Annotated in this window: 23 protein-coding genes; 7 read left to right on the top strand and 16 right to left on the bottom strand. The window is 68.0% G+C overall.

What is annotated here, in order from left to right; all coding sequences use genetic code 11:
* A partial coding sequence (locus AC1DTF_RS09385; protein ID WP_477473866.1) for a D-alanyl-D-alanine carboxypeptidase occupies positions 1-357 on the bottom strand: 357 nt, incomplete at its 3' end.
* Positions 358-423: 66 nt separating this feature from the next.
* Here AC1DTF_RS09385 and AC1DTF_RS09380 point away from each other — a divergent pair.
* The 3 genes from AC1DTF_RS09380 (at position 424) to AC1DTF_RS09370 (ending at position 2676) form a co-directional block, all read left to right on the top strand.
* Positions 424-912 (top strand): inorganic diphosphatase, encoded by a 489-nt coding sequence (locus tag AC1DTF_RS09380; RefSeq protein WP_057170947.1) that lies wholly within the window; start codon positions 424-426, stop codon positions 910-912.
* A gap of 73 nt (positions 913-985) precedes the next feature.
* Positions 986-1507 carry a 2-oxo-4-hydroxy-4-carboxy-5-ureidoimidazoline decarboxylase gene (locus tag AC1DTF_RS09375; RefSeq protein ID WP_200962300.1) on the top strand — a complete coding sequence of 174 codons (522 nt, stop codon included), beginning with the start codon at positions 986-988 and terminating at the stop codon, positions 1505-1507.
* Between the two features lie 26 nt (positions 1508-1533).
* Positions 1534-2676: a serine hydrolase domain-containing protein gene (locus tag AC1DTF_RS09370; protein WP_477473865.1), complete on the top strand. Its 1143-nt coding sequence runs from the start codon at positions 1534-1536 to the stop codon at positions 2674-2676.
* Here the strand turns inward: AC1DTF_RS09370 and AC1DTF_RS09365 are convergent.
* The 9 genes from AC1DTF_RS09365 to AC1DTF_RS09325 all read right to left on the bottom strand — a co-directional run bounded on the left by AC1DTF_RS09365 (position 2658) and on the right by AC1DTF_RS09325 (position 12189).
* Positions 2658-3644 carry a 2-hydroxyacid dehydrogenase gene (locus tag AC1DTF_RS09365; RefSeq protein ID WP_477473864.1) on the bottom strand — a complete coding sequence of 329 codons (987 nt, stop codon included), beginning with the start codon at positions 3642-3644 and terminating at the stop codon, positions 2658-2660. The two genes, AC1DTF_RS09370 and AC1DTF_RS09365, sit on opposite strands and share 19 nt — an antisense overlap.
* 2 nt (positions 3645-3646) lie before the next feature.
* A complete protein-coding gene (gene gudD, locus AC1DTF_RS09360) occupies positions 3647-4993 on the bottom strand; it encodes a glucarate dehydratase (protein ID WP_477473863.1) in 1347 nt (448 codons plus the stop codon).
* 97 nt (positions 4994-5090) lie between these two features.
* Complete coding sequence (locus tag AC1DTF_RS09355) at positions 5091-5885, bottom strand: IclR family transcriptional regulator (RefSeq protein ID WP_477473862.1); 795 nt, start codon at positions 5883-5885, stop codon at positions 5091-5093.
* Positions 5882-6607, bottom strand: coding sequence for a sulfite exporter TauE/SafE family protein (locus AC1DTF_RS09350; RefSeq protein ID WP_057170805.1), 726 nt, complete (start codon positions 6605-6607; stop codon positions 5882-5884). Before AC1DTF_RS09350 ends, AC1DTF_RS09355 begins: the two co-directional genes overlap by 4 nt.
* A gap of 34 nt (positions 6608-6641) precedes the next feature.
* Positions 6642-7652, bottom strand: a complete 1011-nt coding sequence (locus tag AC1DTF_RS09345) for an ABC transporter ATP-binding protein (protein WP_477473861.1) — start codon at positions 7650-7652, stop codon at positions 6642-6644.
* Positions 7645-8664 (bottom strand): ABC transporter ATP-binding protein, encoded by a 1020-nt coding sequence (locus tag AC1DTF_RS09340; RefSeq protein ID WP_477473860.1) that lies wholly within the window; start codon positions 8662-8664, stop codon positions 7645-7647. The genes AC1DTF_RS09345 and AC1DTF_RS09340 overlap by 8 nt, the downstream gene beginning before the upstream one ends.
* Complete coding sequence (locus AC1DTF_RS09335; RefSeq protein WP_057170802.1) at positions 8665-9645, bottom strand: ABC transporter permease; 981 nt, start codon at positions 9643-9645, stop codon at positions 8665-8667.
* Between the two features lie 10 nt (positions 9646-9655).
* Positions 9656-10585: an ABC transporter permease gene (locus tag AC1DTF_RS09330; protein WP_057170801.1), complete on the bottom strand. Its 930-nt coding sequence runs from the start codon at positions 10583-10585 to the stop codon at positions 9656-9658.
* A gap of 35 nt (positions 10586-10620) precedes the next feature.
* Positions 10621-12189 carry an ABC transporter substrate-binding protein gene (locus AC1DTF_RS09325; protein ID WP_057170800.1) on the bottom strand — a complete coding sequence of 523 codons (1569 nt, stop codon included), beginning with the start codon at positions 12187-12189 and terminating at the stop codon, positions 10621-10623.
* Between the two features lie 355 nt (positions 12190-12544).
* On the opposite strand from AC1DTF_RS09325, the gene AC1DTF_RS09320 reads away from it, so the two are divergent.
* The gene (locus tag AC1DTF_RS09320; protein ID WP_477473859.1) at positions 12545-13531 is read left to right on the top strand and encodes a 2-hydroxyacid dehydrogenase; all 987 of its coding nucleotides are present in this window, start codon (positions 12545-12547) and stop codon (positions 13529-13531) included.
* A 104-nt stretch (positions 13532-13635) separates the two neighbouring features.
* Positions 13636-14049, top strand: a complete 414-nt coding sequence (locus tag AC1DTF_RS09315; protein ID WP_477473858.1) for a hypothetical protein — start codon at positions 13636-13638, stop codon at positions 14047-14049.
* A gap of 6 nt (positions 14050-14055) precedes the next feature.
* On the opposite strand, the gene AC1DTF_RS09310 is transcribed toward AC1DTF_RS09315, so the two are convergent.
* Entirely contained in the window at positions 14056-14982 is a 927-nt protein-coding gene (locus AC1DTF_RS09310; protein ID WP_057170797.1) for a LysR family transcriptional regulator, read from the bottom strand.
* Between the two features lie 53 nt (positions 14983-15035).
* Complete coding sequence (locus AC1DTF_RS09305) at positions 15036-15965, bottom strand: oxygenase MpaB family protein (RefSeq protein WP_477473857.1); 930 nt, start codon at positions 15963-15965, stop codon at positions 15036-15038.
* Between the two features lie 82 nt (positions 15966-16047).
* On the opposite strand from AC1DTF_RS09305, the gene AC1DTF_RS09300 reads away from it, so the two are divergent.
* Complete coding sequence (locus AC1DTF_RS09300) at positions 16048-16692, top strand: TetR/AcrR family transcriptional regulator (protein ID WP_477473856.1); 645 nt, start codon at positions 16048-16050, stop codon at positions 16690-16692.
* Between the two features lie 61 nt (positions 16693-16753).
* On the top strand, positions 16754-18256 hold the full coding sequence (locus AC1DTF_RS09295) for an alkaline phosphatase D family protein (RefSeq protein WP_477473855.1): 1503 nt from the start codon (positions 16754-16756) through the stop codon (positions 18254-18256).
* Here the strand turns inward: AC1DTF_RS09295 and AC1DTF_RS09290 are convergent.
* Genes AC1DTF_RS09290 through AC1DTF_RS09275 form a run of 4 tightly spaced genes read right to left on the bottom strand, consistent with a single transcriptional unit; the run spans position 18249 to position 22594 of the window.
* Complete coding sequence (locus AC1DTF_RS09290; RefSeq protein ID WP_477473854.1) at positions 18249-18719, bottom strand: PNPOx family protein; 471 nt, start codon at positions 18717-18719, stop codon at positions 18249-18251. The genes AC1DTF_RS09295 and AC1DTF_RS09290 overlap by 8 nt on opposite strands.
* Before the next feature lie 47 nt (positions 18720-18766).
* A complete protein-coding gene (locus tag AC1DTF_RS09285; protein WP_477473853.1) occupies positions 18767-20026 on the bottom strand; it encodes a glucarate dehydratase family protein in 1260 nt (419 codons plus the stop codon).
* Between the two features lie 3 nt (positions 20027-20029).
* Entirely contained in the window at positions 20030-20971 is a 942-nt protein-coding gene (locus AC1DTF_RS09280; protein WP_057170791.1) for a 5-dehydro-4-deoxyglucarate dehydratase, read from the bottom strand.
* Positions 20972-21004: 33 nt separating this feature from the next.
* Positions 21005-22594: an aldehyde dehydrogenase (NADP(+)) gene (locus AC1DTF_RS09275; protein ID WP_477473852.1), complete on the bottom strand. Its 1590-nt coding sequence runs from the start codon at positions 22592-22594 to the stop codon at positions 21005-21007.
* Positions 22595-22625: the final 31 nt, after the last annotated feature.

Below are 22625 nucleotides of genomic sequence, written 5' to 3'. Positions count from 1 at the left end.
GGTGAGCACCTTGTTCGTCGACGCAGGCTGCATGGGGATGCGCTCGCCCTGCTCCCACAATTCGGTGCCGTCGTCGGCGTCGGTGATCCGGCCGGTCAGCATGCCCAGGTTCGGGTCGGCCAGCGCCGCGGCCAGTGTGGCGGCGAGGCCCTTCGGGGTCGGTTCGGTGGTGGCCTCGCCGAGCGGGCGGACTCCCGGCGCGGCCGCCACGGCGGCGGGTTGTTCGGGCAGCGCCTTGTTCGCCGAGGTACGGGTGGATGTGACCACCGCGGCAACCCCGACCACGGCAGCCACCAGCACGAGTACCACCAGGCCGATCACCAGGTGGGTGGATCGGCGCCATCTCCCGGGCCGCATAACGTGCAGCGTATCGCTCCTCTAATGTGGACCCGCCAGACCAAGCCAGCCGAAGGAGCAACGCCGGTGTCGTTCGACGTCGTCATCGAGATCCCCAAGGGTTCGCGCAACAAGTACGAAGTGGACCACGAGAGCGGCCGCGTCAAGCTCGACCGGTATCTCTACACGTCGTTCGGTTACCCCGCCGACTACGGATTCTTCGAAGACACCCTCGGCGAGGACGGCGACCCGCTGGACGCTCTGGTGCTGCTGCCCGAATCGGTGTTCCCGGGCTGCATCGTCGAGGCCCGCCCGGTCGCGATGTTCAAGATGACCGACGAGGCCGGCGGCGACGACAAGCTGCTGTGCGTGCCCGCGGGCGATCCGCGCTGGGACCACATCCAGGATCTCGCCGATGTCCCGCCGTTCGAGCTGGAAGCGATCAAGCACTTCTTCGTCCACTACAAGGACCTGGAGCCGGGCAAGTTCGTGAAGGCCGCCGACTGGGCGGGTCGCGAAGAGGCCGAGGCCGAGCTGCAGCGTTCGATCGAGCGGTTCAAGGCCGACGGTCACTGATCGCGGGAATTGATTTAGCACCGCTGTAACACGCGGTAACCCGGGCGTGTCCTGGCCCTTTGATCATGGGTGTGTGCTGCTGCATCAAGGAATCGGCCTGGACGTGTTCAACACGTTGCCCGAACGCAAGGCCGTGCATGCGCTCTACGAGTGCTGCAACAGCTACGCGATGGCCCGTGAACTGGTCAGGGGACGTGCCTACCCCGATCACGACGCCCTCTTCCGTCGCGCGGACGCGCTGCTGTTCGAACTCCCCGAAGCCGCCGTCGATCAGATCCTCGACACCTGCCCCGACGTCGGACGGCGACCCCGAAGTGTCCGTTCCGCCTCCGAGCAGTGCTCGGTGTGGGACGACGACGCCGCGACGATGACGGAACTGGGCGCCGCATCGCGCAGCTATGTGGGCCGGTACGGCTTCCCCTTCGTGATGTTCGTCGACGGGCACTGCGCCGGCGACGTGCTGAGCGCGTTGTCGAACCGCATGCACCACGAGGTCGAGATGGAACGCAAGATCCTGCGCAACGAGCTCGCCAAGATCGGGCGCAGCCGGCTGGAACGGATGCTGGGTCCCGAAGGCGGATACCACAACTGGTAGGCCCCGCCCGGCGCATGATGTCGGGTATGGGAAACATCGACGGCCACTTCGCGCCGGAATTCGCCCCACTCGCCGAGGCACTGGACCAGGCCATCGCGACCGACGAGGAGTGCGGCGCCGCGATCGCCATCGATGTCGACGGCGAATTGGTGGTGGATATCTGGGGCGGGCACACCGATGCGGCCCGCAGCACACCGTGGACGGCCGACACCATCGTCAACGTCTGGTCATCGACCAAGAACATCACCGCGCTGGCCGGGCTGATGCTCATCGACCGCGGGCTGATCGACGCACGCACCCCGGTGGCCGAGGTGTGGCCGGAGTTCGGCGCGAACGGCAAACAGCACATCGAGTTCCGCCATCTGCTCACCCACTCGTCGGGGCTGTCGGCGTGGGAGCAGCCGGTGACCCCCGAGGACGTACTCGACTGGGACCGGTCCACCTCGATGCTCGCCGCGCAGGCGCCGTGGTGGGAACCGGGCACGGCCACCGGTTACCACGCCCTGACCCACGGGCACCTGATCGGCGAGGTGGTGCGCCGGGTCACCGGCCGGACGTTGAAGCGGTTCGTCGCCGAGGAGATCGCCGGGCCGCTGGGCGTGGACTTCCAGATCGGTGCGGCACCGCAGGACGACGCCCGCATCGCCGAGATCATCGCGCCCGCAGACTCATTCGAGGGCATCCCGCCGTTCGAGCAGTGGAGCGAGCAGATGATCAAGACGTTCACCGGGCCTGCGCCCGACCCGCTGATCGCCAACTCCGCGGCGTGGCGGGCCGCCGATATCGGCGCCGCCAACGGTCACACCAACGCCCGCGCACTGGCCAAGATCCTCTCGGCGGTCTCGTTGGGCGGCACCGTCGACGGCGTGCAACTGCTGAAACCGCAGACCGTGGAGCGCATCTTCGAGACCGAGATCGAGGGACCCGACCTGGTGCTCGCCGGCCACCACCTCCGGATGGGTCTCGGATTCGGCCTGCCGAGCCCCGCCATCGGATACATCCCGGACGGCAAGATCTGCTTCTGGGGCGGCTGGGGCGGGTCATGGCAATCCATGAACCCGGACCGTCGCACCACCATCGCCTACGTGATGAACAAGATGGGCCCCGGGATCGAGGGCTCCGCGCGGACCGACCGCTACTTCCGGCTCATCTACGACGTGCTGGGCTGAACCACGTTCTGCAGCGGCTCGTTTCGCAGCAACCGCCCGATGTTGGCGGCGATATCGTCGCCTCTGCCCTTGAAGGTGTCGGCGGTGACCCCGGAAGCGTGCGGGGTCATCAACACGTTCGGCAACTCGGCGAACGGCAGCTCACTGGGTGGGCACGGCGCGCCGGTACGGTTTGCGGCGTCCGGGTAGCGATACCAGACGTCGATGGCGGCGGCCCCGACGCGGCCGGTGAGCAGCGCGTCGTACAGCGCGTTCTCGTCGACCAGCGGGCCGCGCCCGACGTTGATCAGCACGCCGTCGGGCCCCAGCGCGCTGAGCTGGGGGCGGCCGATCATGCCGGTGGTCTCCCGGGTCAGCGGTGCCGACACCACCAGCACGTCCGATTCTCGGGCAAGGTCATCGAGCCGGGACACGTCACCGGCCCACACCAACCCCGCGCCGTCGCGAACCCGTCCCGATCCGGTGACCGCGGCACCCTGGCAGCCCAAGGCGCTCAACAGCTTCCAGCTCTGCTGACCGATATGACCGAACCCGACGAAACCGATCCGGGCTCCGTGCAGGGTCGGCGGCTGGGCGATGGTGTCGTCATAGACCGAACTGGCCCACACCCCGCTGCGCAGCGCACGGTCCTGCTGCAGGAAGCCGCGGCGCAGCATGATGGCGGCGGCCAGGATGAACTCGGCAATGGAACGCTCGTGGTGAAAGGTGTTGGCCACCAAGACGTCAGCACCGAGCGCGTCGAAGGCGACCCGGTCGGTGCCGGCACCGGCCACGTGCACCAACCGCAGCTTCTCGGCGATGGCCGCCATCTCCGCGGTGAACAGGCCGCCGACGAAGACCTGCGCCTCGCGCAACCGGTCCGGGCTGATATCGCCGCCGGCCCAGATCGTCTTGACCTCCGGTGGGAGGGCGGCTTCGAAGCGGCGGCGGTGCGGGACCAGGTTGCGATCGCCGATGAGAACTTTCATCTTCACGAGTGACGTTGCAGGCAGGGGCGTTTGCTGTCGAAGCTCCAGCCGGGAATCAGATACTGCATGGCCACGGCATCATCGCGGGCGCCTAGCCCCTCGGCCAGGTACAGCTCGTGCGCAGCGGCCACCCGTTCCTCGTCGAGTTCGATACCCAGGCCCGGCGCGGCAGGTACGTCGAGGTAACCGTCCACGATCCGGTACGGCTCCTTGGTGATGCGCTGCCCGTCCTGCCAGATCCAGTGCGTGTCGATGGCGGTGATGTCGCCGGGCGCCGCGGCGGCCACCTGGGTGAACATCGCCAGTGAAACGTCGAAGTGGTTGTTGGAGTGCGACCCCCAGGTCAGTCCCCACGCATCGCAGAGCTGGGCGACGCGCACGGAACCACCCATGGTCCAGAAGTGCGGGTCGGCCAGCGGGATGTCGACCGCGCCGGAGCGGATGGCATGGCCCATCTCACGCCAGTCGGTGGCGATCATGTTGGTGGCGGTCGGCAGTCCGGTGGCCCGCTTGAACTCGGCCATCACCTCGCGGCCGGAGAAGCCGCCCTCGGGTCCCACCGGATCCTCGGCGTAGGCCAGCACCCCGGTGAGCTCCCGGCAGGTGGTGATGGCGTCCTTGAGTAGCCATCCGCCGTTGGGGTCCAACGTGATCCGGGCGTCGGGGAACCGGTCGGCCAACGCGATGACGGCCTTGGATTCGTCCGCGGCGGGCAGCACGCCGCCCTTGAGCTTGAAATCGCGGAAGCCGTAACGTTCCCGGGCCGCCTCGGCCAGGCGTACCACGCCTTCCGGGGTCATCGCCTCCTCGTGCCGGATCCGCAGCCAGTCATCGGCGCCGGAATCCTCATCGGCGGGGCCGCGGTAGGCCAGATCGGTGCGGTTGCGGTCACCGACGAAGAACAGATATCCCAGGGCCTGCACCCGGTCCCGCTGCTGTCCGTCGCCGAGCAGGGCGGCCACCGACACGCCGAGATGCTGACCGAGCAGGTCGAGCATCGCCGATTCCACTGCGGTGACCGCGTGCACTGTGATCCGCAGATCGAAGGTCTGGGCGCCGCGGCCACCGGAGTCGCGGTCGGCGAAGGTGCGCCTGATGTCGGCAAGCACCGCGTTGTAGGCGCCGATGCCGCGCCCCTCGACGAGCGGGCGGGCGTCCTCGAGTGTGGTCTGGATGGCCGCGCCGCCGGGGACTTCTCCGACACCGGTGTTGCCGTCGGAGTCCTTCAGGATCACCAGGTTCCGGGTGAAGAACGGGCCGTGCGCACCGCTGAGATTCAGCAGCATGCTGTCGTGGCCGGCGATGGGGACGACCCGCATCTCGGTGACAATCGGGGTCTGAACGCTCATATCTGCCAGCCTATAAATTGCGGTTGATGCACGTCCAACACTGTTATCGCATCAATTGATCCAACACTGATATGGCCCACCTGGCCGGACACCCTCATCACCCAAACCACTTGTCACCGTTGGCGACAGGCCGCAGCACCCGGGTCACCTTGTCGCCCACCGCGCACAGCGCCTCGACCAACGCCCGCTCGCGCTCGCCGGTGAGCCGGGACACCGGCACCGAGGCGCTGATGGCGTCCTGGGCGGGCCAGGTGTAGCGCAACGCCACCGCGAAGCACCGCAGACCCGCGGTGTTCTCCTCGTCGTCGGTGGCATAGCCGCGGATGCGCACGGTCTCCAGGGCGTCGTCGAGTTCGTCGTGGCAGGTGAGGGTGCTCGGCGTCAGCGCCATCAGCTCGCCGGGCAGATGACTGCGGCGCTCGGCCCCCACCCTTTCGGCCAGCAGAGCCTTGCCGAGGGCGGTGGCGTGCGCGGGCAGCCGCCGGCCCACCCGGCTGGCGGCTCGCCGGTACTGCTGGGACTCGCGGGTGGCCAGATAGACGATGTCGGTGCCATCGAGGCGGCCCAGGTGGAAGGTTTCGCCCCAGTCGGTGCGCAGGTCGTCCAGGAACGGCGCGATCATCGGCAGGTACGGATCGCCGTCGAGATAGCTGGTGCCCACCAGCAGTGCCCGGATGCCGATCCCGTACAACGCACCGGTGTCATCGCACCGCACCCAGCCCTGGGCCATCAGGGTGCGCAGCAGCGCATGGGCACTGCTGCGCGGCATGTCCAGCGCCTCGCTGATCTCGCGGATCCGCGCGGGCTTGTCCTGCCGGGCGGCGAGATACTCCAGCAACTCGACGGTGCGGACGGCCGATTTCACGCCTGCGCGCGCGGTGGATTCGCTCATAGCAGACCCGTCTGTTGGATGATGAGGACCACCGCGCCGATCATGGAGACCGTGATGGCGGTCCACCGCTGGCGAATCGGATTGAGGATGCGGTTTGCGTAGCGGGACAACACATACCCCAGCAGCGCGGCCGGTATCAGCACACCGAACATCGCCACGGTGTGCCGGTCGACGGCACCGGTCAGGGTGAGCATGGCGATCGACATCACTGAACCGATCAGGAAGAAGCTGCTCATCGTCCCCCGCAGTTCGGGACCCTCACTGCGCTGCCAGACCAGCGCCATCGGCGGGCCGCCGATGGATGTCGCGGTGCCCAGCACACCCGAGGTCGCCCCGGCCAGCACCAGATTGCGCCGACGCGGTGCGGGCACCCAGCCCAGCCCGGTCACCGCGACACCGCCGATCACGACGGCGGCGATCAGGATGGCCAGGGTGTGCTCGGGAATCGCGGCGAGCAACAGGGCCCCGGCGACCGTGCCGGGAACCCGTCCCAACAGTGCCCAGCCGGCACCGGACACGTCGATCGAGCCGCGTTCCTTGATCACGACCATCAGCGTGAGCAGGGTCGCCAGCATGATCAGCGTGCCCGGCACCAGACCGGGATCCACGATGGCGACCACCGGCGCGGCCAGCATGCCCATGCCGAACCCGATGGACCCCTGCAGGCAGGACGCGAAAAGGACCGCGATCGCCACGATCGCGTATCCCAGGACGCTGGTCATTTCCCGTCGCTTCGCTCGCCCGCCATCACCCCGATCACGCGTTGGACAATGCCGACTGCTGCTCGTCGATCCGGGGATGATGGCACTCGGCGGCGTGTCCGGGCACCAGCACATCCAGCGACAACGGCGGGCGCTGCTCGGCGCAGATGTCGGTGGCGGCCGCGCACCGGGTGCGGAACCGGCATCCTGACGGCGGGTTGAGCGGTGAGGGCACCTCGCCCTTGAGCAGGATGCGCTCGCCGCGCTGTTCGTCGCGCAACTTCGGGGCCGCCGACATCAGCGCCGAGGTGTAATGGTGCGACGCTCGGTCGAAAACGGCTTCGGTCGGGCCGTTTTCGATGATCCGGCCGAGGTACATCACGGCCACCCGGTCAGCGACGTGGCGCACCACCGACAGGTCGTGCGAGATGAAGACATAGGAGATCTTCAGTTCCTGCTGCAGATCGTTGAGCAGGTTGAGGACCTGTGCCTGCACCGAGAGGTCGAGCGCGGATACCGGTTCGTCGCAGATGATGACCTCGGGGTTGAGCGCCAGCGCCCGCGCAATGCCGATGCGCTGACGCTGACCGCCGGAGAACTCCTGCGGGTACTTGCCGAAGGCCTTGGCACCCAGGCCGACCAGGTCGAGCAGACCACGGACCCGCATGTCCCGGTCCGCGCGCGAGCTGTACAGCGTCTTGTGGGTGCGCCACGGCTCGGCGATGATCTCGGCCGCGGTCATCCGGGAGTTCAGCGAGGCGTAGGGGTCCTGGAACACCATCTGCACGCGGCGGCGGAACTTCAGCAGGTCCTTGCCCTTCAGACCGAACGGATCGATACCGTCGAAGGTGACCGATCCGGAGTCCGGGCGTTCGAGCATCATCAGGGTGCGGGCCAGTGTCGACTTGCCGCAGCCGGATTCACCGACCAGGCCCAGGGTCTCGCCGCGGGCCAGGTCGAGGTTGATACCGTCCAGGGCGCGCAGCTTCTTACCGCCGGACACCCGGAACGACTTGGTCAGGTCGCGGACCGACAGCACCTGCTCGGCCTCGTGATTCTCAGGCATGTGAAACCTCCCCGGGGAAATGGCATGCGGACTTGCGCCGGCTGCCGACGTCCTGCAGAGCCGGGCGGGTGCTGCGACAGATATCGCGGACCAGCGGGCAGCGGTCCTGGTAGACGCAGCCGGACGGGATGGAGTGCAGATCCGGCGGTGAGCCGCCGATGGATTTCAGTTCGGCGCCACGTTCGGCGGCGACGGGCACCGAGTCCAGCAGACCCTTCGTGTAGGGATGCTTCGGATCACCGAAAACCTCGGCCACCGATCCGGTTTCGACGATGCTGCCGGCGTACATCACCGCGACCCGGTCGGCCTCCTCGGCGACCAGCGCGAGGTCGTGGGTGATCAGCACGACGGCCATGTCGTACTCGGTGCGCAGACTCTTGAGCAGCGCCATGATCTGGGCCTGCACCGTGACGTCCAGCGCGGTGGTCGGCTCGTCGGCGATCAGCACCTTCGGGTTCAGCGCGACGGCCATCGCGATGAGCAGGCGCTGCCGCATACCGCCGGAGAACTGGTGCGGGTAGGCCTTCATCCGCTCCTCGGGCTGCGGGATGCCCACGCGCACCATGAGTTCCATGGCCCGGCGTTTGGCTTCCTTGGCCTTCATCCCGTGGTGGATGCGGAACGGCTCGGCGAGCTGGGTGCCCACGGTGTAGAGCGGGTTGAGCGCGGTGAGCGCGTCCTGGAAGACGATCGCGAGTTCGGGTCCGGCCATCTCGCGGCGCTTCTTGCGATCGACCGCCATCAGGTCGACGCCGGCCATGGTGGCCGATCCGTCGACGACCTGCGCGACAGGTTCCAGCAGGCCCACCAGCGCGGTGGCGGTCATCGACTTGCCGCAGCCGGATTCGCCTAGCAGCGCCAGCGTCTCACCGCTGCGGGCGGCGAAGGTGACGTGGTCGACGGCGCGGACGGTGCCGGCGATGGTGCGGATGTCGACGGTGAGATCCTCCACCCGCAGGGCGGGGTCGGCGTCCGTCCGGTCCACGGGCGGGTGTTCAGCGACAGCAGTCATCTAGAGAGCCTTTCCGGACTTGGCGAAGCGGGACAGTCGCTTCTGCGGAACAGTCAGCCGCCACCGCTGGGCGGGATCGGTGGCGATACGTGCCCAGGCCGCCAGGATGGTGGCCGAAACTGTGGTGATGACGATGGCCAGGCCCGGCAGGAAGGACAGCCACCATGCGGTGTGCAGGTAGGTGCGGCCCTGGGCGACCATCAGGCCCCAGCTGACGTCGGGGGGCTGAATGCCGATGCCCAGGAAGCTCAGTGAGCTCTCGGCCAGCATCACGTAGCAGAAGTCCAGGGTGGCCACCGTCAACAGGGTGGGCAGGACGATCGGCAGCACGTGCCGCGTGATGATCGAGGTGCCGCTGGCGCCGAAGGTGCGGGCCGCGTCGACGAACACCCGGGTGGACAGCTCGGCGGACTCGGCGCGCGCGGTGCGCAGGTAGACCGGGATGCGGGTGATCGCCAGCACCGCAACGATGTTGGCCGCACTCGGGGAGAACACGTAGAGCACCACGACGGCGAGCAGCAGCGACGGGAAGCTCATGATGACGTCGGCCACCCGCATCGCGACGGTCTCGCGCCACCCGCGGTAGTAGCCCGCCCACATGCCGATGATCGATCCGACGACGGCCGAGATAACCACGGCAGGAATGGCCACCGACAGAGTGGTCTGACAGGCGACGACGAGTCGGGCCAGCATGCTGCGGCCCAGTGGGTCGGTGCCCAGCACGTTGGCCCAGCCGTGGGCGAGGGTGAAGGGCGCCTGGTTGGAGTTGTCCAGGTCGATGTCGGTGGCGAGATCGCCGACCAGCATCGGACCGAACAGCGCGGTCAGCGCAACGAGGCCGAGGACGGTGGCCGCGACGGCCGCCACCCGGTCGTTGACCAGCATCCGGAACCATACCGAGCGGCCGGATGCCTTGCGCGATGCCGGCTCTCCGACGATGGCGGTGGTGGGCTTGACCGGTACCAGATCGATTTGAGTCATCTGTTTTTCCTTAAACCTTGGCCGGTTCCCGGACGCGTGCGTCGAGCAGCGCGTAGCAGGCGTCGATGGCGATGTTGAGGATGAAGATGCTGACAGCGGTGAGCAGTACTGCTGCCTGCAGCACCGCGAAGTCGCGTTGCAGGATGGCGTCGATCATCAGCTTGCCGATACCGGGCCAGCCGAAGATGGCCTCCACCACCACGGCGCCGTTGATCAGGCCGACGGCGAGGTCACCGGCGACGGTGAGGGCGGGGGCGGCGGCGTTGCGCAGCGCGTGGTGGGTGACGACGCGGAAGTCGCTGGCGCCCTTGCTCCGTGCCAACCGGACATAGGGAGCCGACAGAGCCGACACCATGGCTCCGCGCACCACCTGCGTCAACACGCCGAGCGGCCGGATCATCAAGGTGGCGATCGGCAGGATCCAGGACAGCATCCCTGCGTCGGTACCCGAGGTGGGCAGCCATCCCATCAGCACCGAGAACAACCAGACGCCGGTGATGGCGAACCAGAAGTCGGGGATCGATGCCGCGGTCATGGACAGCAGGCTGGAGAACCGGTCGGCCAGCGAGTTGGGCCGGTAGGCGGCCCAGCAGCCGATGACGACGGCGCCGATGATCGCGAGCAGCATGGTGACGAAGGCCAGCTGCAGGGTGGCGGGGAAGGCGCGCAGCGCCATCTCGGAGGCGGATTCGCCGGTGCGCAGCGAGGTTCCGAAATCGAGGTGGATGATGCCCTTGAAGTAGTCGAAGAGCTGGACGATCAGCGGGTCGTTGAATCCGTTGGCGTCGGCGAAGGCCTGGCGCTGATCGGGTGTCGCGGACTCGGGCAGGTACAGGTTGGTGGGGTCGCCGGTGAGCCTGGCAAGCAGGAACACTCCGAGGAGCACGATCACCAACGGTAGTGCGCTGGTGTACATCCGGCGTCGAACGAAGGAGAACATAACGGGTGTGACCCTTCAGAAGAGGATGCTGACTGTCAGGACTGGTCGGTGCGGTCGGATGAGGCGTGCGTCATCGTGGCCAGCAACATTTCGTCGCCGGTCGCCGGGTTCGGTTCATAGTCCACGCGGGGAGACTTGCCGAGGATGCCCCGCATGTGGGCGATATAGGCGAACTGCATGATCTTCTCCGGTTCGTCGGCGAAGATCTGGGCGTAGGCCTGTTGGCGCGCTTCTCCGGTGAGCCTGCCGGCCGCAGCAATCTGCTCATCGAAAGCGGGTGTACCGAAAGCGCTCTGGGCTCCGTCCGAGCGCATGTACTGGTCGACGGAGAAGGCGGCGTCACCGGCCTGGTTGCCGTGCTGGATGAGTGCGAGGAACGGTCCGGCATTGGCCGGGAACGGCTGCAGCTGGTATTCCAGCTGGGCTGCGGTGTCCATCATCTCGATCTTGACGTTGAGGCCGGCGTCGGCCAGCTCGCTCTGGATCACCTCGACGGTCTCGGTGACGCCGGGGAACTGGCTGTTGCGGCCGATCAAGCGGATCTGGCGGTCCACCGGGACCCCGTCGGCCCGCGCCTCGTCGACGAGTTGGCGGGCCTTTTCGGGGTCGTGCGGCCACAGCTGGAGATCGGAGTTGAAACCCACGACACCTTCGGGGATCAGCTGCGCCGCGGGCTCGCCGAGCCCACGGAACAACGCCTTCACGATGCCGGTGCGATTGACCGAGTAATTGATGGCCTGGCGCACCCGCATGTCGTTCAGCGGTGCCTCGGCGCCGGTGATACGTAGCGCGGTGGTCTCGTTGTTCTGGAAGGGCACACCGAGATCTCCGGCCCCGTCCTCGGGTCCGAGCCCGGTCGCGATGTCCACCTCGTCGTTGGTGAGCATCGCTGCGCGCACACTTCCCTCACTGCGCCACTTGTATTCGGCGCGCGCGAAGGCGGGCGGCGTGCCCCAGTAGGTGGGGTTGCGCGCCAGGGTGAGCTTCTGGCCGTAATCCCAGCGCTCGATCGCGTACGGTCCGGTGCCGATGGGCTCACGGACCTTCTCGGTCATGCTGGTGGTCACCGGAACCATCTCGACGAACGAGATGCGCAGCGGCAGAATCGGATCGGGCTCGGTGGTGCCGACCACGACGGTGTGCTCGTCGGGCGTCTGCAGGGCCAGCACCTCATCGCCGAAGACGTAACCGTCGACGTTGCACTGCAGGTCGGAGTTGACCGCGCGGTCGATCGAGAACGCGGCGTCGGCGGAGGTGAACGGTGCGCCGTTGGAGAAGGTCACACCGTCGCGCAGCGTGAAGGTCCACTCGTTGGCAGACGTCTGCTCCCATCCGGTGGCCAGCAGCGGCAGCAGATCGCCGGTGGTGGAATCGCGCTCGGCCAGCGGCTCGGTGATGTTGGAGCGGGTCACGATGCCGGTGGATGTCAGCGAGCCCTCGCACGGTTCCAGCGTGGGCGGCTCCTGGGGAAGCACGATGCGCAAGGTCTCGGGGTCATAACCACCGCTACCGGTGTTGGCGACGCTGCATCCGGCGGCCAGCACCGCTGCGCTGGTGAGAAGTGCGAGCCGGCGCAGCGAGGCTCGGGCAACTGTCGCGGCCATCGGGACCTCCAGATCAAGGGTGTGGGCTGTACTACCTGCGATCATCGGCAGTGACGTCTACGTATGTGGACATCACTTGTGACGGTAGACACACCGTAAGAGCGGCTCTCGGACACCGTCAACCGCCCGAAATGGGCCGCTGAGCGGTTCTGCGCATCCGCCCGGGGCTGGACGTACCCACCCGAAATGGCCAGTGATCAGGCACTTTAGGGGGCCGCACGGGCCTTTGATACCCGGGAACGGCTCACGATTGCCTAGTCATGCGGGTTCTGCATTAACCCATGCTATTTCCGTGTTGGACAGGTATCCGCAGGTCTCAATACCGTACGTAGTGAGCAGCGAAGGAGCAGCCCACATGCCCGACACCTCTTCATCTTCTTCCGACACCAGGGTCCTGCAGGTCGGCCCCCTGAAGCCGTCTCTGGCCGAGACCCTGCGCACCCGTTACGGGGCGCAGACCCTCCCCGACGATGCGGCCGCGCGCGCCGGGTTCCTCGCCGGCCCCGGCGCCGATATCACCGCCGTCGTCACGTCCGGCCGCACCGGCGTCGATGCCGCGCTGATGGCCGAGTTGCCCCGCCTCGGCGCGGTGGTGAACTTCGGCGTCGGCTACGACACCACCGATGTGGATGCCGCTGCACTTCGGGGCGTCGGGGTGAGTAATACCCCCGACGTCCTGACAGACTGCGTCGCCGACACCGCGGTGGGCCTGTTGATCGACACCATGCGGCAGTTCTCCGCGTCCGACCGCTATGTGCGGGCCGGGCAGTGGCCCGTCAACGGCAACTACCCGCTGACCCGGCAGGTGAGCAACACCCGGGTCGGGATCATCGGACTGGGCCGCATCGGTGGCGCAATTGCCAAGCGGCTCAGTGCCTTCGGGTGCACCATCAGCTATCACAACCGCCGTGAGGTCACCGAGTCGCCGTACACCTACGTGGGGTCACCGGTGGAACTCGCGCAGCAGGTCGACGTGCTGGTGATCGCCGCCGCCGGCGGCAGTTCCACGAGCAAGCTGGTCGACGGCGCGGTCCTCGACGCGCTCGGTGCGGACGGCTACCTGATCAACATCGCCCGCGGCAGCGTCGTCGACGAGGTCGCCCTGGTTGCCGCGCTGCGCGACGGCCGGCTGGCCGGCGCCGGGCTCGACGTGTTCGCCGACGAGCCCAACGTCCCGGCCGAGTTGCTCGGGATGGACAACGTGGTGCTGCTCCCCCATGTCGGCAGCGGCACCGTGCAGACCCGCGCGGCGATGGAGGACCTCACGCTGCGCAACCTCGACGAGTTCCTGGCCACCGGCCGACTGGTCACCCCGGTGCTGCAGCCCGGGGCCCGTGTCTAGGCAGCTCTCTTTGCATTTTTGGGATCGGTAGCCGTCCCGCTGCGCTGTACTTCCTTTCATCGGCAAGCCCGCCTGGGCACGGCCCAGCGAAGGGAATGATCCAGATGAGCGAGATCAGGAGATTGACGAAGGTGGCCGTGGTGGCTGCCGCCGTGGGTGCAGCCGGGCTCGGCGTGGGCGCCGGCATCGCGGCCGCCGGGCCGTACACCGCACCGACCACCCAGTGGTGCCCGGGCCAGGCCCTGCCGTTCCAGGAGATCCGCTGGGACATGAGTGTGTGCCACACCTACTTCACGGTGCCGTTCGGGCAGGGCAACGTGCGGATGGTCTACCCCGACGGGTCGGCCGCCGACAGCTTCATCTCCGCGGACATCACTCCCCCGGAGCTCACCCCGTCCGCCCCGCAGCCGCTGCCGCCGGGTACCCCGTTCTGCAGCCCTCGTGGCTCGCTGATCATCATCGGCCCGATCTGCGACGAGATCGGCGTGGACATGCCCCCCGGCTCGCTGCGGCGCTAGCCGCGGTCAGCCGATGACCTGTTCGACCAGGTCATCGGTGGTCCACTCGCGGGCAGGCAGCACATCCCGTAACAGCCGCAGCAGCGCCGGGTTGGTGCTGTCCCCGCGCCAGGCGGCATCGAGTTCGACCGGGCGCTCCCGGAACGCCCCGATGGTCCGGAACACCACCCCCTCGGGATGCAGCGTCGCCGCCGAGGCGGGCACCAGGGCAATCCCGATTCCGGAACGCACCAGCACCAGCATGGTGTGCACCTGGGTGACGAACTGCACGAAGCGCGGCGTCGCACCGGCGATGGTGAACGTGCTGATCAGCAGTTCGTTGAAATAGCGGGCCTGCACCGGTGAATACATCACGAAGTCCTGGCCGTCGAGATCGTTGAGGGTGAGCTGGCGGCCCTGTTCGGTGAGCGGGTGCCCGGCGGGCAGTGCGGCCACCAACTGCTCGTGCAGCAACGGACGGGACACGATCCCCGGCCGCTTCAGGGGCGGCCGCGCCATCCCGAGGTCGATCTCGCCGCTCATCAGCGCCTCGACCTGTACCGATGAAACCATCTCGCGCAGTTCGAGTTTCACATCGGGAAGGATGCTGCGCGTCTGTTCGAGCAGGCGCGGCAGCACCGCGTGCGCGGAGGCCGCGGTGAATCCGACCACCACCGTGCCCAGGTCCCCCGCCGGTACCCGCCGCACGGTGAGCGCGGCGCTCTCGGCCAGCTGCAGGATGCGGCGTGCGTCGGGCAGGAAGGCCACCCCGGCCGGGGTCAGGGTGACCGACCGGGTGGTGCGGTCGATGAGCTGCACCCCGAGTTCGGTTTCCAGCTGCTGGATCTGACGGCTCAGCGGCGGCTGGGTCATGTGCAGGCGTTCGGCGGCGCGGCCGAAATGTAGTTCCTCGGCGACGGCGATGAAGCAGGACAGCCGGGCCAGTGAGAACATCCATGCACTCCTCGTATCACCGCACCGATGCGGGACGTCAGCAGTGCATCAGTCTAGCTCGCGGCGGGCGCGAAGGACTCCAACTCGTATTTGTGGTGGAAGGCGCGCAGCTGCTCGTAGCGGTACCGGTTATAGGCCATCGGTTCCAGCAGCGCCCACTTCGGCAGCCAGCGCCGCGCGGCCCGGATGGAGGCCCGGTAGCAGGCGAACTCGAGCTGTTTGCGCGAGTTCCAGCTGCTGCCCAGCAGTTCCATCATCGTCGGGTGCGTGGTCGACTCGGCGCAGATGCGGGCGGGCCGCGCCATCGCCGGGGCCGCCAACCGCCAGACCGGCGCGATGATCTGGTGCAGCCAGTGCGGGCCGAACAACGTCGGCACCGGCGGTGCGCCGAACTGGTCGGCGGCCCACAGCAGGAACGGGTTGGCCGCCAATTCGGTGGCCGCGACCTCGTCGTAGTAGGCCTGCATCTCGGCCACCGTCGGCGGCACTTCCGATGCCGTGCTGGGCAGCCCGACATCGGCCATCGCGCACACCGTTCGGTAGACGATCTCGCGCTGTTCGGTGGTCAGGTCCTTGCCGTAGACCGCGACGTAGCCGGCGTAGAAGATGTTCAGCGACGTGGTGCCGACCCATTTCCACAGCGCGGGATCGAGCGCGCTGAAACGTTCGCCCTCGAAATCCCCCTTGCCGACTCCGTGCACCGCACCGTGTTTGGACTTCAGCCGGTCCTGGGCGGCGTGGCGATCGGCCTCGTCACCGAAGGCCAGCGGGCCGTTCCACAGGTAGCTGTTCAGCCCACGGTCGGTGAAATTGGCGGCGAAGCGCCCACTGGCGTCGACGGCCGCGGCAACCTTGCGGTAGGCCACCTGGTCGAGCGCCAGCCGTCCGAACAGACCGAACGCCAACGGCATCCCCATCCACCACCGCACATCGGCGGCCAACTCGTGATGTGGTTGGCCGGGTTCCCACGGCTTCGGATCCATCTCAGCTCCCATCGCGAAACAGGAAACACCTGTGTGCAGATTGAGGAAATCAGCCCCATATGCCCTGTGTCAAGATGGTTCGATGGTCACCCGGCGGTACGGAGGGCAGACCGCCGACGACCGGGTGGCCGAACGGCGGGCCCGGCTGCTCGCCGCGGGATTGGAACTGATGGGCACCCGCGGCATCGCGGGCACCACGGTGCGGGGCGTCACCGAGGCCTCCGGGGTCGCGGCGCGCTACTTCTACGAGAGTTTCCCCGATATCGAGGCGCTGCATCTGGCCGTCTACGACACCGTCATCGAGGAGAGCGCGCGCCGCTCGGTCACCGCGCTGGCCGGGGCGCCCGATGACGACCTGGCGAGAACGCGCGCGGTGCTGGCCGAATTGGTGGATCTGATTCTCGCCGACCCACGCAAGGGCCGGATCCTGGTGCTGGAGGCGACCGCATCACCGGCGTTGGGCCGGCGCAGTCTGCAGGAATCCAGCCGGTTCGCCGGCATGCTGGCATCGACGGCATCCAGCGGTGATCCCGGCCTGCCGACCGATGATCTACCGACCGATCTGCGGCTGGTCTCCCAATTCCTGGTCGGCGGTGTCATCAGCACGATCGGCGCGGTGCTGCTCGGCGATGTCGAGGTCGACCGCGAGCACCTGGTGGATGTGCTGGTGCGGCTTTTCGACGCGGTGCGCGCGCCGGCGGCATGGCAACCACGAGATGACGGCTGACGGAGAGACACCGGACAGCTGCGCGTCACCTGCGGGCAAGGTCGGCATCTGACACTGCGCCGTGTCGACGAATCTGTCCCGCCGTGCGCTGCTCGGTGGGGCCCTGGCCGTCGCGGCGATCCCGCTGGTCGGCTTCGGCCGGGCCGAGCTGACCTCCGACCCGTTCACCCTCGGGGTGGCTTCCGGGGAACCGGTCCCCGACGGCGTGGTGATCTGGACGCGGCTGGCACCGGTACCGTTGGCCGACGACGGCCTCGGCGGAATGCCTTGGCGGATGGTCGATGTCGAGTGGGAGGTCGCCACAGATGAACGCTTCCGCGGAATCGAACGGCGCGGGATGACCGTGGCGACACCGGAATCGGCGCACGCCGTGCATATCGAACTCGCCGGCCTGCGACCGGGCACCGAGTATTTCTACCGGTTTCGCGCCGGTGGCTACATCTCGGCCACCGGGCGGACCCGCACGGCACCGCAACCCGGTGCACTCGCGCCCCTGACAATGTGTTTCGCCTCGTGCTCGAACTACGAGCAGGGGTGGTTCACCGGCTACCGCAGACTGGCCGAGGACCACCCGGATCTTGTGGTGCACCTTGGTGATTACCAGTACGAGTACGCCGGCAAGGACGGCGGTGTGCGCAGGCATGTGGGACCGGAAACCGTCACGCTGGCCCACTACCGGCAGCGCTTCGCGCAGTACAAAACCGATCCCGACCTACAGGCCGCGCACGCCGCCGCACCGTGGCTGGTGGTGTTCGACGACCACGAACTGGACAACAACTGGGCCGCCGATGTGCCCGAGGAGCCGCAACCGGATTTCCCGGCCCGACGCGCCGCGGCGCTGCAGGCCTACTACGAGAACATGCCGCTGCGGCCGTCGGCGCGACCGCAGGGCACCGGGATGCGGCTGTACCGACGCGTGCAGTGGGGAGCCCTGGCGACATTCCACCTGCTCGACACCCGCCAGTACCGGACCGATCAGGCCTGCGGCGACGCCTACGGCGCCGACTGCCCGGAGCTGATTTCCCCGGGGCGCACGCTGGTCGGACCCGATCAGGAACGCTGGCTGCTCGCCGGCCTGCGGGATTCGCGGTCCCGCTGGGACATCCTGGGCCAGCAGGTGTTCTTTGCGCCGCTCGATGTGGTGGCGGGACCGCGCCGCGGTGTCAACGCCGACGCCTGGGACGGGTACGGCGCCTGCCGCGACCGGATCACCGCGGGGCTGGGCGGCGTACGCAATCCCGTCGTGCTCACCGGCGATGTGCACTCACACTGGGCCGCCGAGATCAGCGATCCCCGATCGGGGCCGGTGGCAACGGAATTGGTGACATCATCGATCACCTCGGGCGGGGACGGCTCGGACTCCCGCCCGGATGTGGATGCGATTCTCCCGGAGAATCCGCACCTCAAATACTTCAGCAATCGCCGGGGCTACGTCCGCACCCGCATCACGGCCGACGGACTGCGGGCCGACTTCCGGACATTGCCGTTCGTGACCCGTCCCGGTGCGCCGGCACGCACCGACGCGACGTTCGTCATCGCCGACCGCGCCCCGGTGCTCACGTGAGTTTGATGGCCGCGATCTTCACCCGGCGCACGGATTCCTCCCACTCGGTCAGGGTGGGATACACCCCGTCGCGGAACGTCATCCCCAGCTGCCGTTGCGCCTTTTTCGGGCTGTAGGACTTGGCGATCCGGTCGGCGATGCCGGCGACCGTGGCGGGTTCGGTGATGAGCTCACCGTGCATGGTGCGGGTCTTGCCGCGGTGGGACACCTGCGCGTCGGCACCGCCGCGGAAGTTGTACTTCCACTGCGCCTCCAGCACGACGTAGAGGGCACCGTCGAGTGCATGCGCGCTCACCGGCGTCGCATACCGCTTCCCGGTCTTGCGGCCGGTGAAGGCCACCAACATGAAATCGCCGATGTAGCCGCCGAGCGGGGTCTTGAGGGCGACCTTCAGCACCCGGTTGACGACGCTGAGCAGTAACTCCGGCGGGTGGGCGGCTTCGACGGCCGATGGGTCTGCCATCCACCCACCGTAACGGGGCGAGCGAAGCGACGGGAAAAAGCCAGGGCCTACCAGCGCGGGCTGACCAGTTCGAAGTTCGGGTCGACGGTCTTCATGTAGCCGGTGTCATCGCGATCGCGGATACCGCAGCGCAGGTACTGCTCGTGCAGTGCGGCCAGCGAGTCCTCGTCGATTTCGACGCCGAGGCCCGGCGTGGTGGGCACCGGGACGGAACCGTCCACAAAGCGCAGCACACCGTCCTTGACGACCTCTTCGGTCTTCCACGGCCAATGCGTGTCACACGCGTAGGTGAGGTTCGGTGTCGCGCCGGCCAGGTGCACCATCGCGGCCAGACTGATGCCCAGGTGCGAGTTGGAGTGCATGGACAGGCCCAGCCCGAACGTCTCGCAGATCCCGGCGAGCAGCCGGGAACGCTGCAGTCCGCCCCAGTAATGGTGATCGGAGAGAACGACTTTCACCGATCCCTTGGCGACGGCGGGGGCCAACTGATCGAACGCGACCACACACATGTTGGTGGCAAGTGGAAGCGGCGACTCACTGGCCACGGAGGCCATCCCGTCCAGGCCCGGCGTCGGATCCTCCAGGTACTGCAGGATGCCGGCCAGCCCGGAGGCCACCTTGACCGAGGTCTGCGGGGTCCAGGCGGCGTTGGGGTCCAGCCGCAACGGCATGCCGGGGAAGGCTTCGGCCAGCGCCTCGATGGCCGACATCTCCTCCTCGGGAGGGAACACCCCGCCCTTGAGTTTGATTGCGGTGAAACCATATTCGCCAATGATGCGCTGGGCCTGGGCGACCAGACCCGCGGGGTCCAGTGCCTCGCCGAAGCGATCGGGCTCCTGGCCGGGGTGCGCGGCCCACTTGTAGAACAGGTAGGCGCTGAACGGCACCGCGTCACGGACCTTGCCGCCCAGCAGATCCGATACCGGCCGGCCCAGCGTGTGGCCCTGCACATCCAGGCAGGCCACCTCGAAGGGCGAGAGCACCTGATCCACCGCGCTGGCGGTGGTGATCATGCCCGCGGTGCCGACGGCGGCGTCATCACCGGCCAGCCGAACCGCGATTGCCGCGCGGATTTCGTTGAGCGCGAACACATCCAGACCTGTGATCGCCTCGGCGGCGGCATGCAGCCGGGCCAGGTGGCGGGTGTCTGCGTAGGTTTCACCAAGGCCCACCAGGCCCGCATCGGTGTCCAGCTGGATGATCGCGCGCAGCGCGTAGGGCTGGTGCACCCCGACCGTGTTCAGCAACGGCGGGTCGACGAACGCGACCGGGGTGATGCGGGCTCCGGTGATCCTGATCGGCGCCATGGTCTAGACGGCCTCGCTCAACGACGCGGCCAGCACCGCGCGGCCCGCGGCGATGATGGAGCTCAGCTGGGCCAGGTCATCGGCGTGCGGCATCACCAGCGGCGGACGCACCGGTCCGGCGGGCACACCTTCCATGGTCACGCCGGCCTTGACCAGCGAGACGGCATAGCCGGGGACGGTGTCGCGCAACTGCACCAGCGGGATGAAGAAGGCGTTGAGCAGCGCGTTGGTCAGCTCGGTGTTACCGGATTCCAGCGAGTTGTAGAAGGCCAGCGCCAGGTCGGGCGCGAAGGCGAAGGTCGCCGACGAGTACAGCGGGACGCCGATGGCACGGAACGCCAGCTGCGTGGTCTCGGCGGTGGGCAGCCCGTTGAAGAACAGGAAGTCGGGGTCCACCTGAGTGGTGACGGCGGCGACGATACGGGCGACCTGATCGAAATTGCCGGTGCCGTCCTTGAATCCGATCACGTTGGGGATCTTGGCGACGGCGACGGCGGAGGCCTCGGTGAACTTCGCGTTGTTGCGGTTGTAGACGATGACCGGAAGCTCGGTGGCCCCGGCCACGGCGGCGACGAAGTCGACCAGACCGGGCTGCGGTACCTCGACGAGGTAGGGCGGCAGCAGCAGCAGACCGTCGGCGCCCGCCTCTTGAGCGGCGACGGCGAAGCGCTTGGACTGGGCCACCGACCCACCCGCACCGGCGTACACCGGGACGCGGCCTGCGACCACCTTGACGGCGGTGGCGACGATGACGCGGAACTCGTCCTCGTCGATGGCGTGGAATTCGCCGGTGCCGCAGGCAATGAAGATCCCGCCGGGACCGGCCTCAAGCCCCTTGGTCAGGTGCGCGGTCAGGGCGTCGACATCGACGTCACCGGACTCGGTGAACGGCGTGACGGGGAAGAACAGAACGCCTTGGAAATCGGGGCGCAGGGTGGGACGCATGGGCGGGCCTTTCGGATCAGGTGTGGGTGTGGTTCAGGATTGGGAAAGCTGGCCGTTGATGCGGCGCCACAGGCGATCGGGGTTTCCGTCGGCAATGGCGCTGGGCAGCAGTGCATTCGGAACGTCCTGGTAGGCGACCGGGCGCAGGAAGCGCTCGATGGCGCGGGCACCGACCGAGGTGGTCCGGGAGTCCGAGGTGGCCGGGAACGGGCCGCCGTGCACCATGGCGTGGCACACCTCGACGCCGGTGGGCCAGCCGTTGAACAGGATCCGGCCCGCCTTGAGTTCGAGCAGCGGCAGCAACTCGCCTGCGGCATCGACATCGGAGTCATCGGCGTGCACGGTGGCGGTGAGCTGGCCCTCGATGCCCTGGGCGACGACGGCCACCTCCGCGGCATCGGCGCAGCGCACGATCAGGCTCGACGAGCCGAATACCTCGGCCTGCAGGTCCTCGGATGCCAGGAAGCTGTTCGCATCGGTGCTGAAAAGAGCTGCCTGACCGCAGGTCTCGCTGCCCTCGGTGCCGCGGGCGACCAGTTCGGCGGCCCCGGCGAGTGACTCGACCCCGGATGCGTAGCTGCGGGCGATGTTCGGGGTGAGCATCGGGGTGGCCGGCGCGGCCGAGATGGCCTCCTTGGCGGCGTCGACGAACGCGTCCAGCCCGGGGCCGTCGACGGCGATGACGAGGCCCGGGTTGGTGCAGAACTGGCCGGAGCCCATGGTGAGCGAGCCGATGAACGCCTTGCCGAGTTCGGCGCCACGGGTGCTCAGCGCCCCGTCGAGCAGAAACACCGGGTTGATGGAGCTCATCTCGGCGTAGACCGGGATGGGTTCGGGGCGGGCGGCGGCCGCCGCGACCAGAGCCGTTCCGCCGGTGCGGGACCCGGTGAAGCCGACGGCCTTGATCCGCGGATCGGTGACCAGTTCGATGCCCAGTTTCTGACCGGTGCCGAACAGCAGCGAGAAGGTCCCGGCGGGCAGGCCGCTCTCGGCGACGGCCTCGGTGATGGCGCGGGCGACGATCTCGGAGGTGCCGGGATGCGCGTCGTGCCCCTTGACGATCACGGGGCAGCCGGCGGCCAGTGCCGATGCGGTGTCCCCGCCGGCGACGGAGAAGGCCAGCGGAAAGTTCGAGGCGCTGAACACGGCGACCGGGCCGAGCGGGATGAAGCGCTGACGGATATCGGGGCGGGGCAGCGGGGCACGGTCGGGCAGTGCGGTGTCGATGCGGGCACCGTTCCAGCTGCCCTCGCGCAGCACCCCGGCGAACAGCCGCAGCTGACCGGTGGTGCGGCCGACCTCGCCGGTGATGCGGGCCTGGGGCAGACCGCTCTCGGCGACGGCCCGCGCGATCAAGGTTTCACTGACCGCTTCGATGCGGGCGGCGATGGCCTCCAGGAACTGGGCGCGTTGCTCAGACGTGGTGGCCCGGTAGACGGGGAATGCCGCGGCGGCCGCGGCGGCGGCGGCCTCCACATCGGCGCTGTCGCCGTGCCGGTACGCAGGTTCCAGTGGTTGACCGGCGGTGGGATCGAATCCGCGAATCTCGGCACCGCTTCCGCTGACGGGCGATCCCGCGATGATCATCTGGCCGGTCAGCTGATTGGCGAGGGTGGCAGTCATGACACCAACGCTAAGACGCCGATCCATTCAT

Source organism: Mycobacterium sp. P4_H6, from assembly GCF_056400845.1.
This window is presented reverse-complemented; position numbering and strand designations above follow the sequence as displayed.

Bases quoted from the DNA above. Each gene is read 5' to 3' on its own strand.
- AC1DTF_RS09355 (WP_477473862.1), bottom strand. From the start codon at position 5,885: ATGAGCGAATCCACCGCGCGCGCAGGCGTGAAATCGGCCGTCCGCACC.
- AC1DTF_RS09300 (WP_477473856.1), top strand. From the start codon at position 16,048: ATGGTCACCCGGCGGTACGGAGGGCAGACCGCCGACGACCGGGTGGCC.
- gudD (WP_477473863.1), bottom strand. From the start codon at position 4,993: ATGAGCGTTCAGACCCCGATTGTCACCGAGATGCGGGTCGTCCCCATC.
- AC1DTF_RS09275 (WP_477473852.1), bottom strand. From the start codon at position 22,594: ATGACTGCCACCCTCGCCAATCAGCTGACCGGCCAGATGATCATCGCG.
- AC1DTF_RS09305 (WP_477473857.1), bottom strand. From the start codon at position 15,965: ATGGATCCGAAGCCGTGGGAACCCGGCCAACCACATCACGAGTTGGCC.
- AC1DTF_RS09325 (WP_057170800.1), bottom strand. From the start codon at position 12,189: ATGGCCGCGACAGTTGCCCGAGCCTCGCTGCGCCGGCTCGCACTTCTC.
- AC1DTF_RS09290 (WP_477473854.1), bottom strand. From the start codon at position 18,719: ATGGCAGACCCATCGGCCGTCGAAGCCGCCCACCCGCCGGAGTTACTG.
- AC1DTF_RS09320 (WP_477473859.1), top strand. From the start codon at position 12,545: ATGCCCGACACCTCTTCATCTTCTTCCGACACCAGGGTCCTGCAGGTC.
- AC1DTF_RS09365 (WP_477473864.1), bottom strand. From the start codon at position 3,644: ATGAAAGTTCTCATCGGCGATCGCAACCTGGTCCCGCACCGCCGCCGC.
- AC1DTF_RS09315 (WP_477473858.1), top strand. From the start codon at position 13,636: ATGAGCGAGATCAGGAGATTGACGAAGGTGGCCGTGGTGGCTGCCGCC.
- AC1DTF_RS09340 (WP_477473860.1), bottom strand. From the start codon at position 8,664: ATGACTGCTGTCGCTGAACACCCGCCCGTGGACCGGACGGACGCCGAC.
- AC1DTF_RS09330 (WP_057170801.1), bottom strand. From the start codon at position 10,585: ATGTTCTCCTTCGTTCGACGCCGGATGTACACCAGCGCACTACCGTTG.
- AC1DTF_RS09280 (WP_057170791.1), bottom strand. From the start codon at position 20,971: ATGCGTCCCACCCTGCGCCCCGATTTCCAAGGCGTTCTGTTCTTCCCC.
- AC1DTF_RS09345 (WP_477473861.1), bottom strand. From the start codon at position 7,652: ATGCCTGAGAATCACGAGGCCGAGCAGGTGCTGTCGGTCCGCGACCTG.
- AC1DTF_RS09285 (WP_477473853.1), bottom strand. From the start codon at position 20,026: ATGGCGCCGATCAGGATCACCGGAGCCCGCATCACCCCGGTCGCGTTC.
- AC1DTF_RS09310 (WP_057170797.1), bottom strand. From the start codon at position 14,982: ATGTTCTCACTGGCCCGGCTGTCCTGCTTCATCGCCGTCGCCGAGGAA.
- AC1DTF_RS09350 (WP_057170805.1), bottom strand. From the start codon at position 6,607: ATGACCAGCGTCCTGGGATACGCGATCGTGGCGATCGCGGTCCTTTTC.
- AC1DTF_RS09335 (WP_057170802.1), bottom strand. From the start codon at position 9,645: ATGACTCAAATCGATCTGGTACCGGTCAAGCCCACCACCGCCATCGTC.
- AC1DTF_RS09370 (WP_477473865.1), top strand. From the start codon at position 1,534: ATGGGAAACATCGACGGCCACTTCGCGCCGGAATTCGCCCCACTCGCC.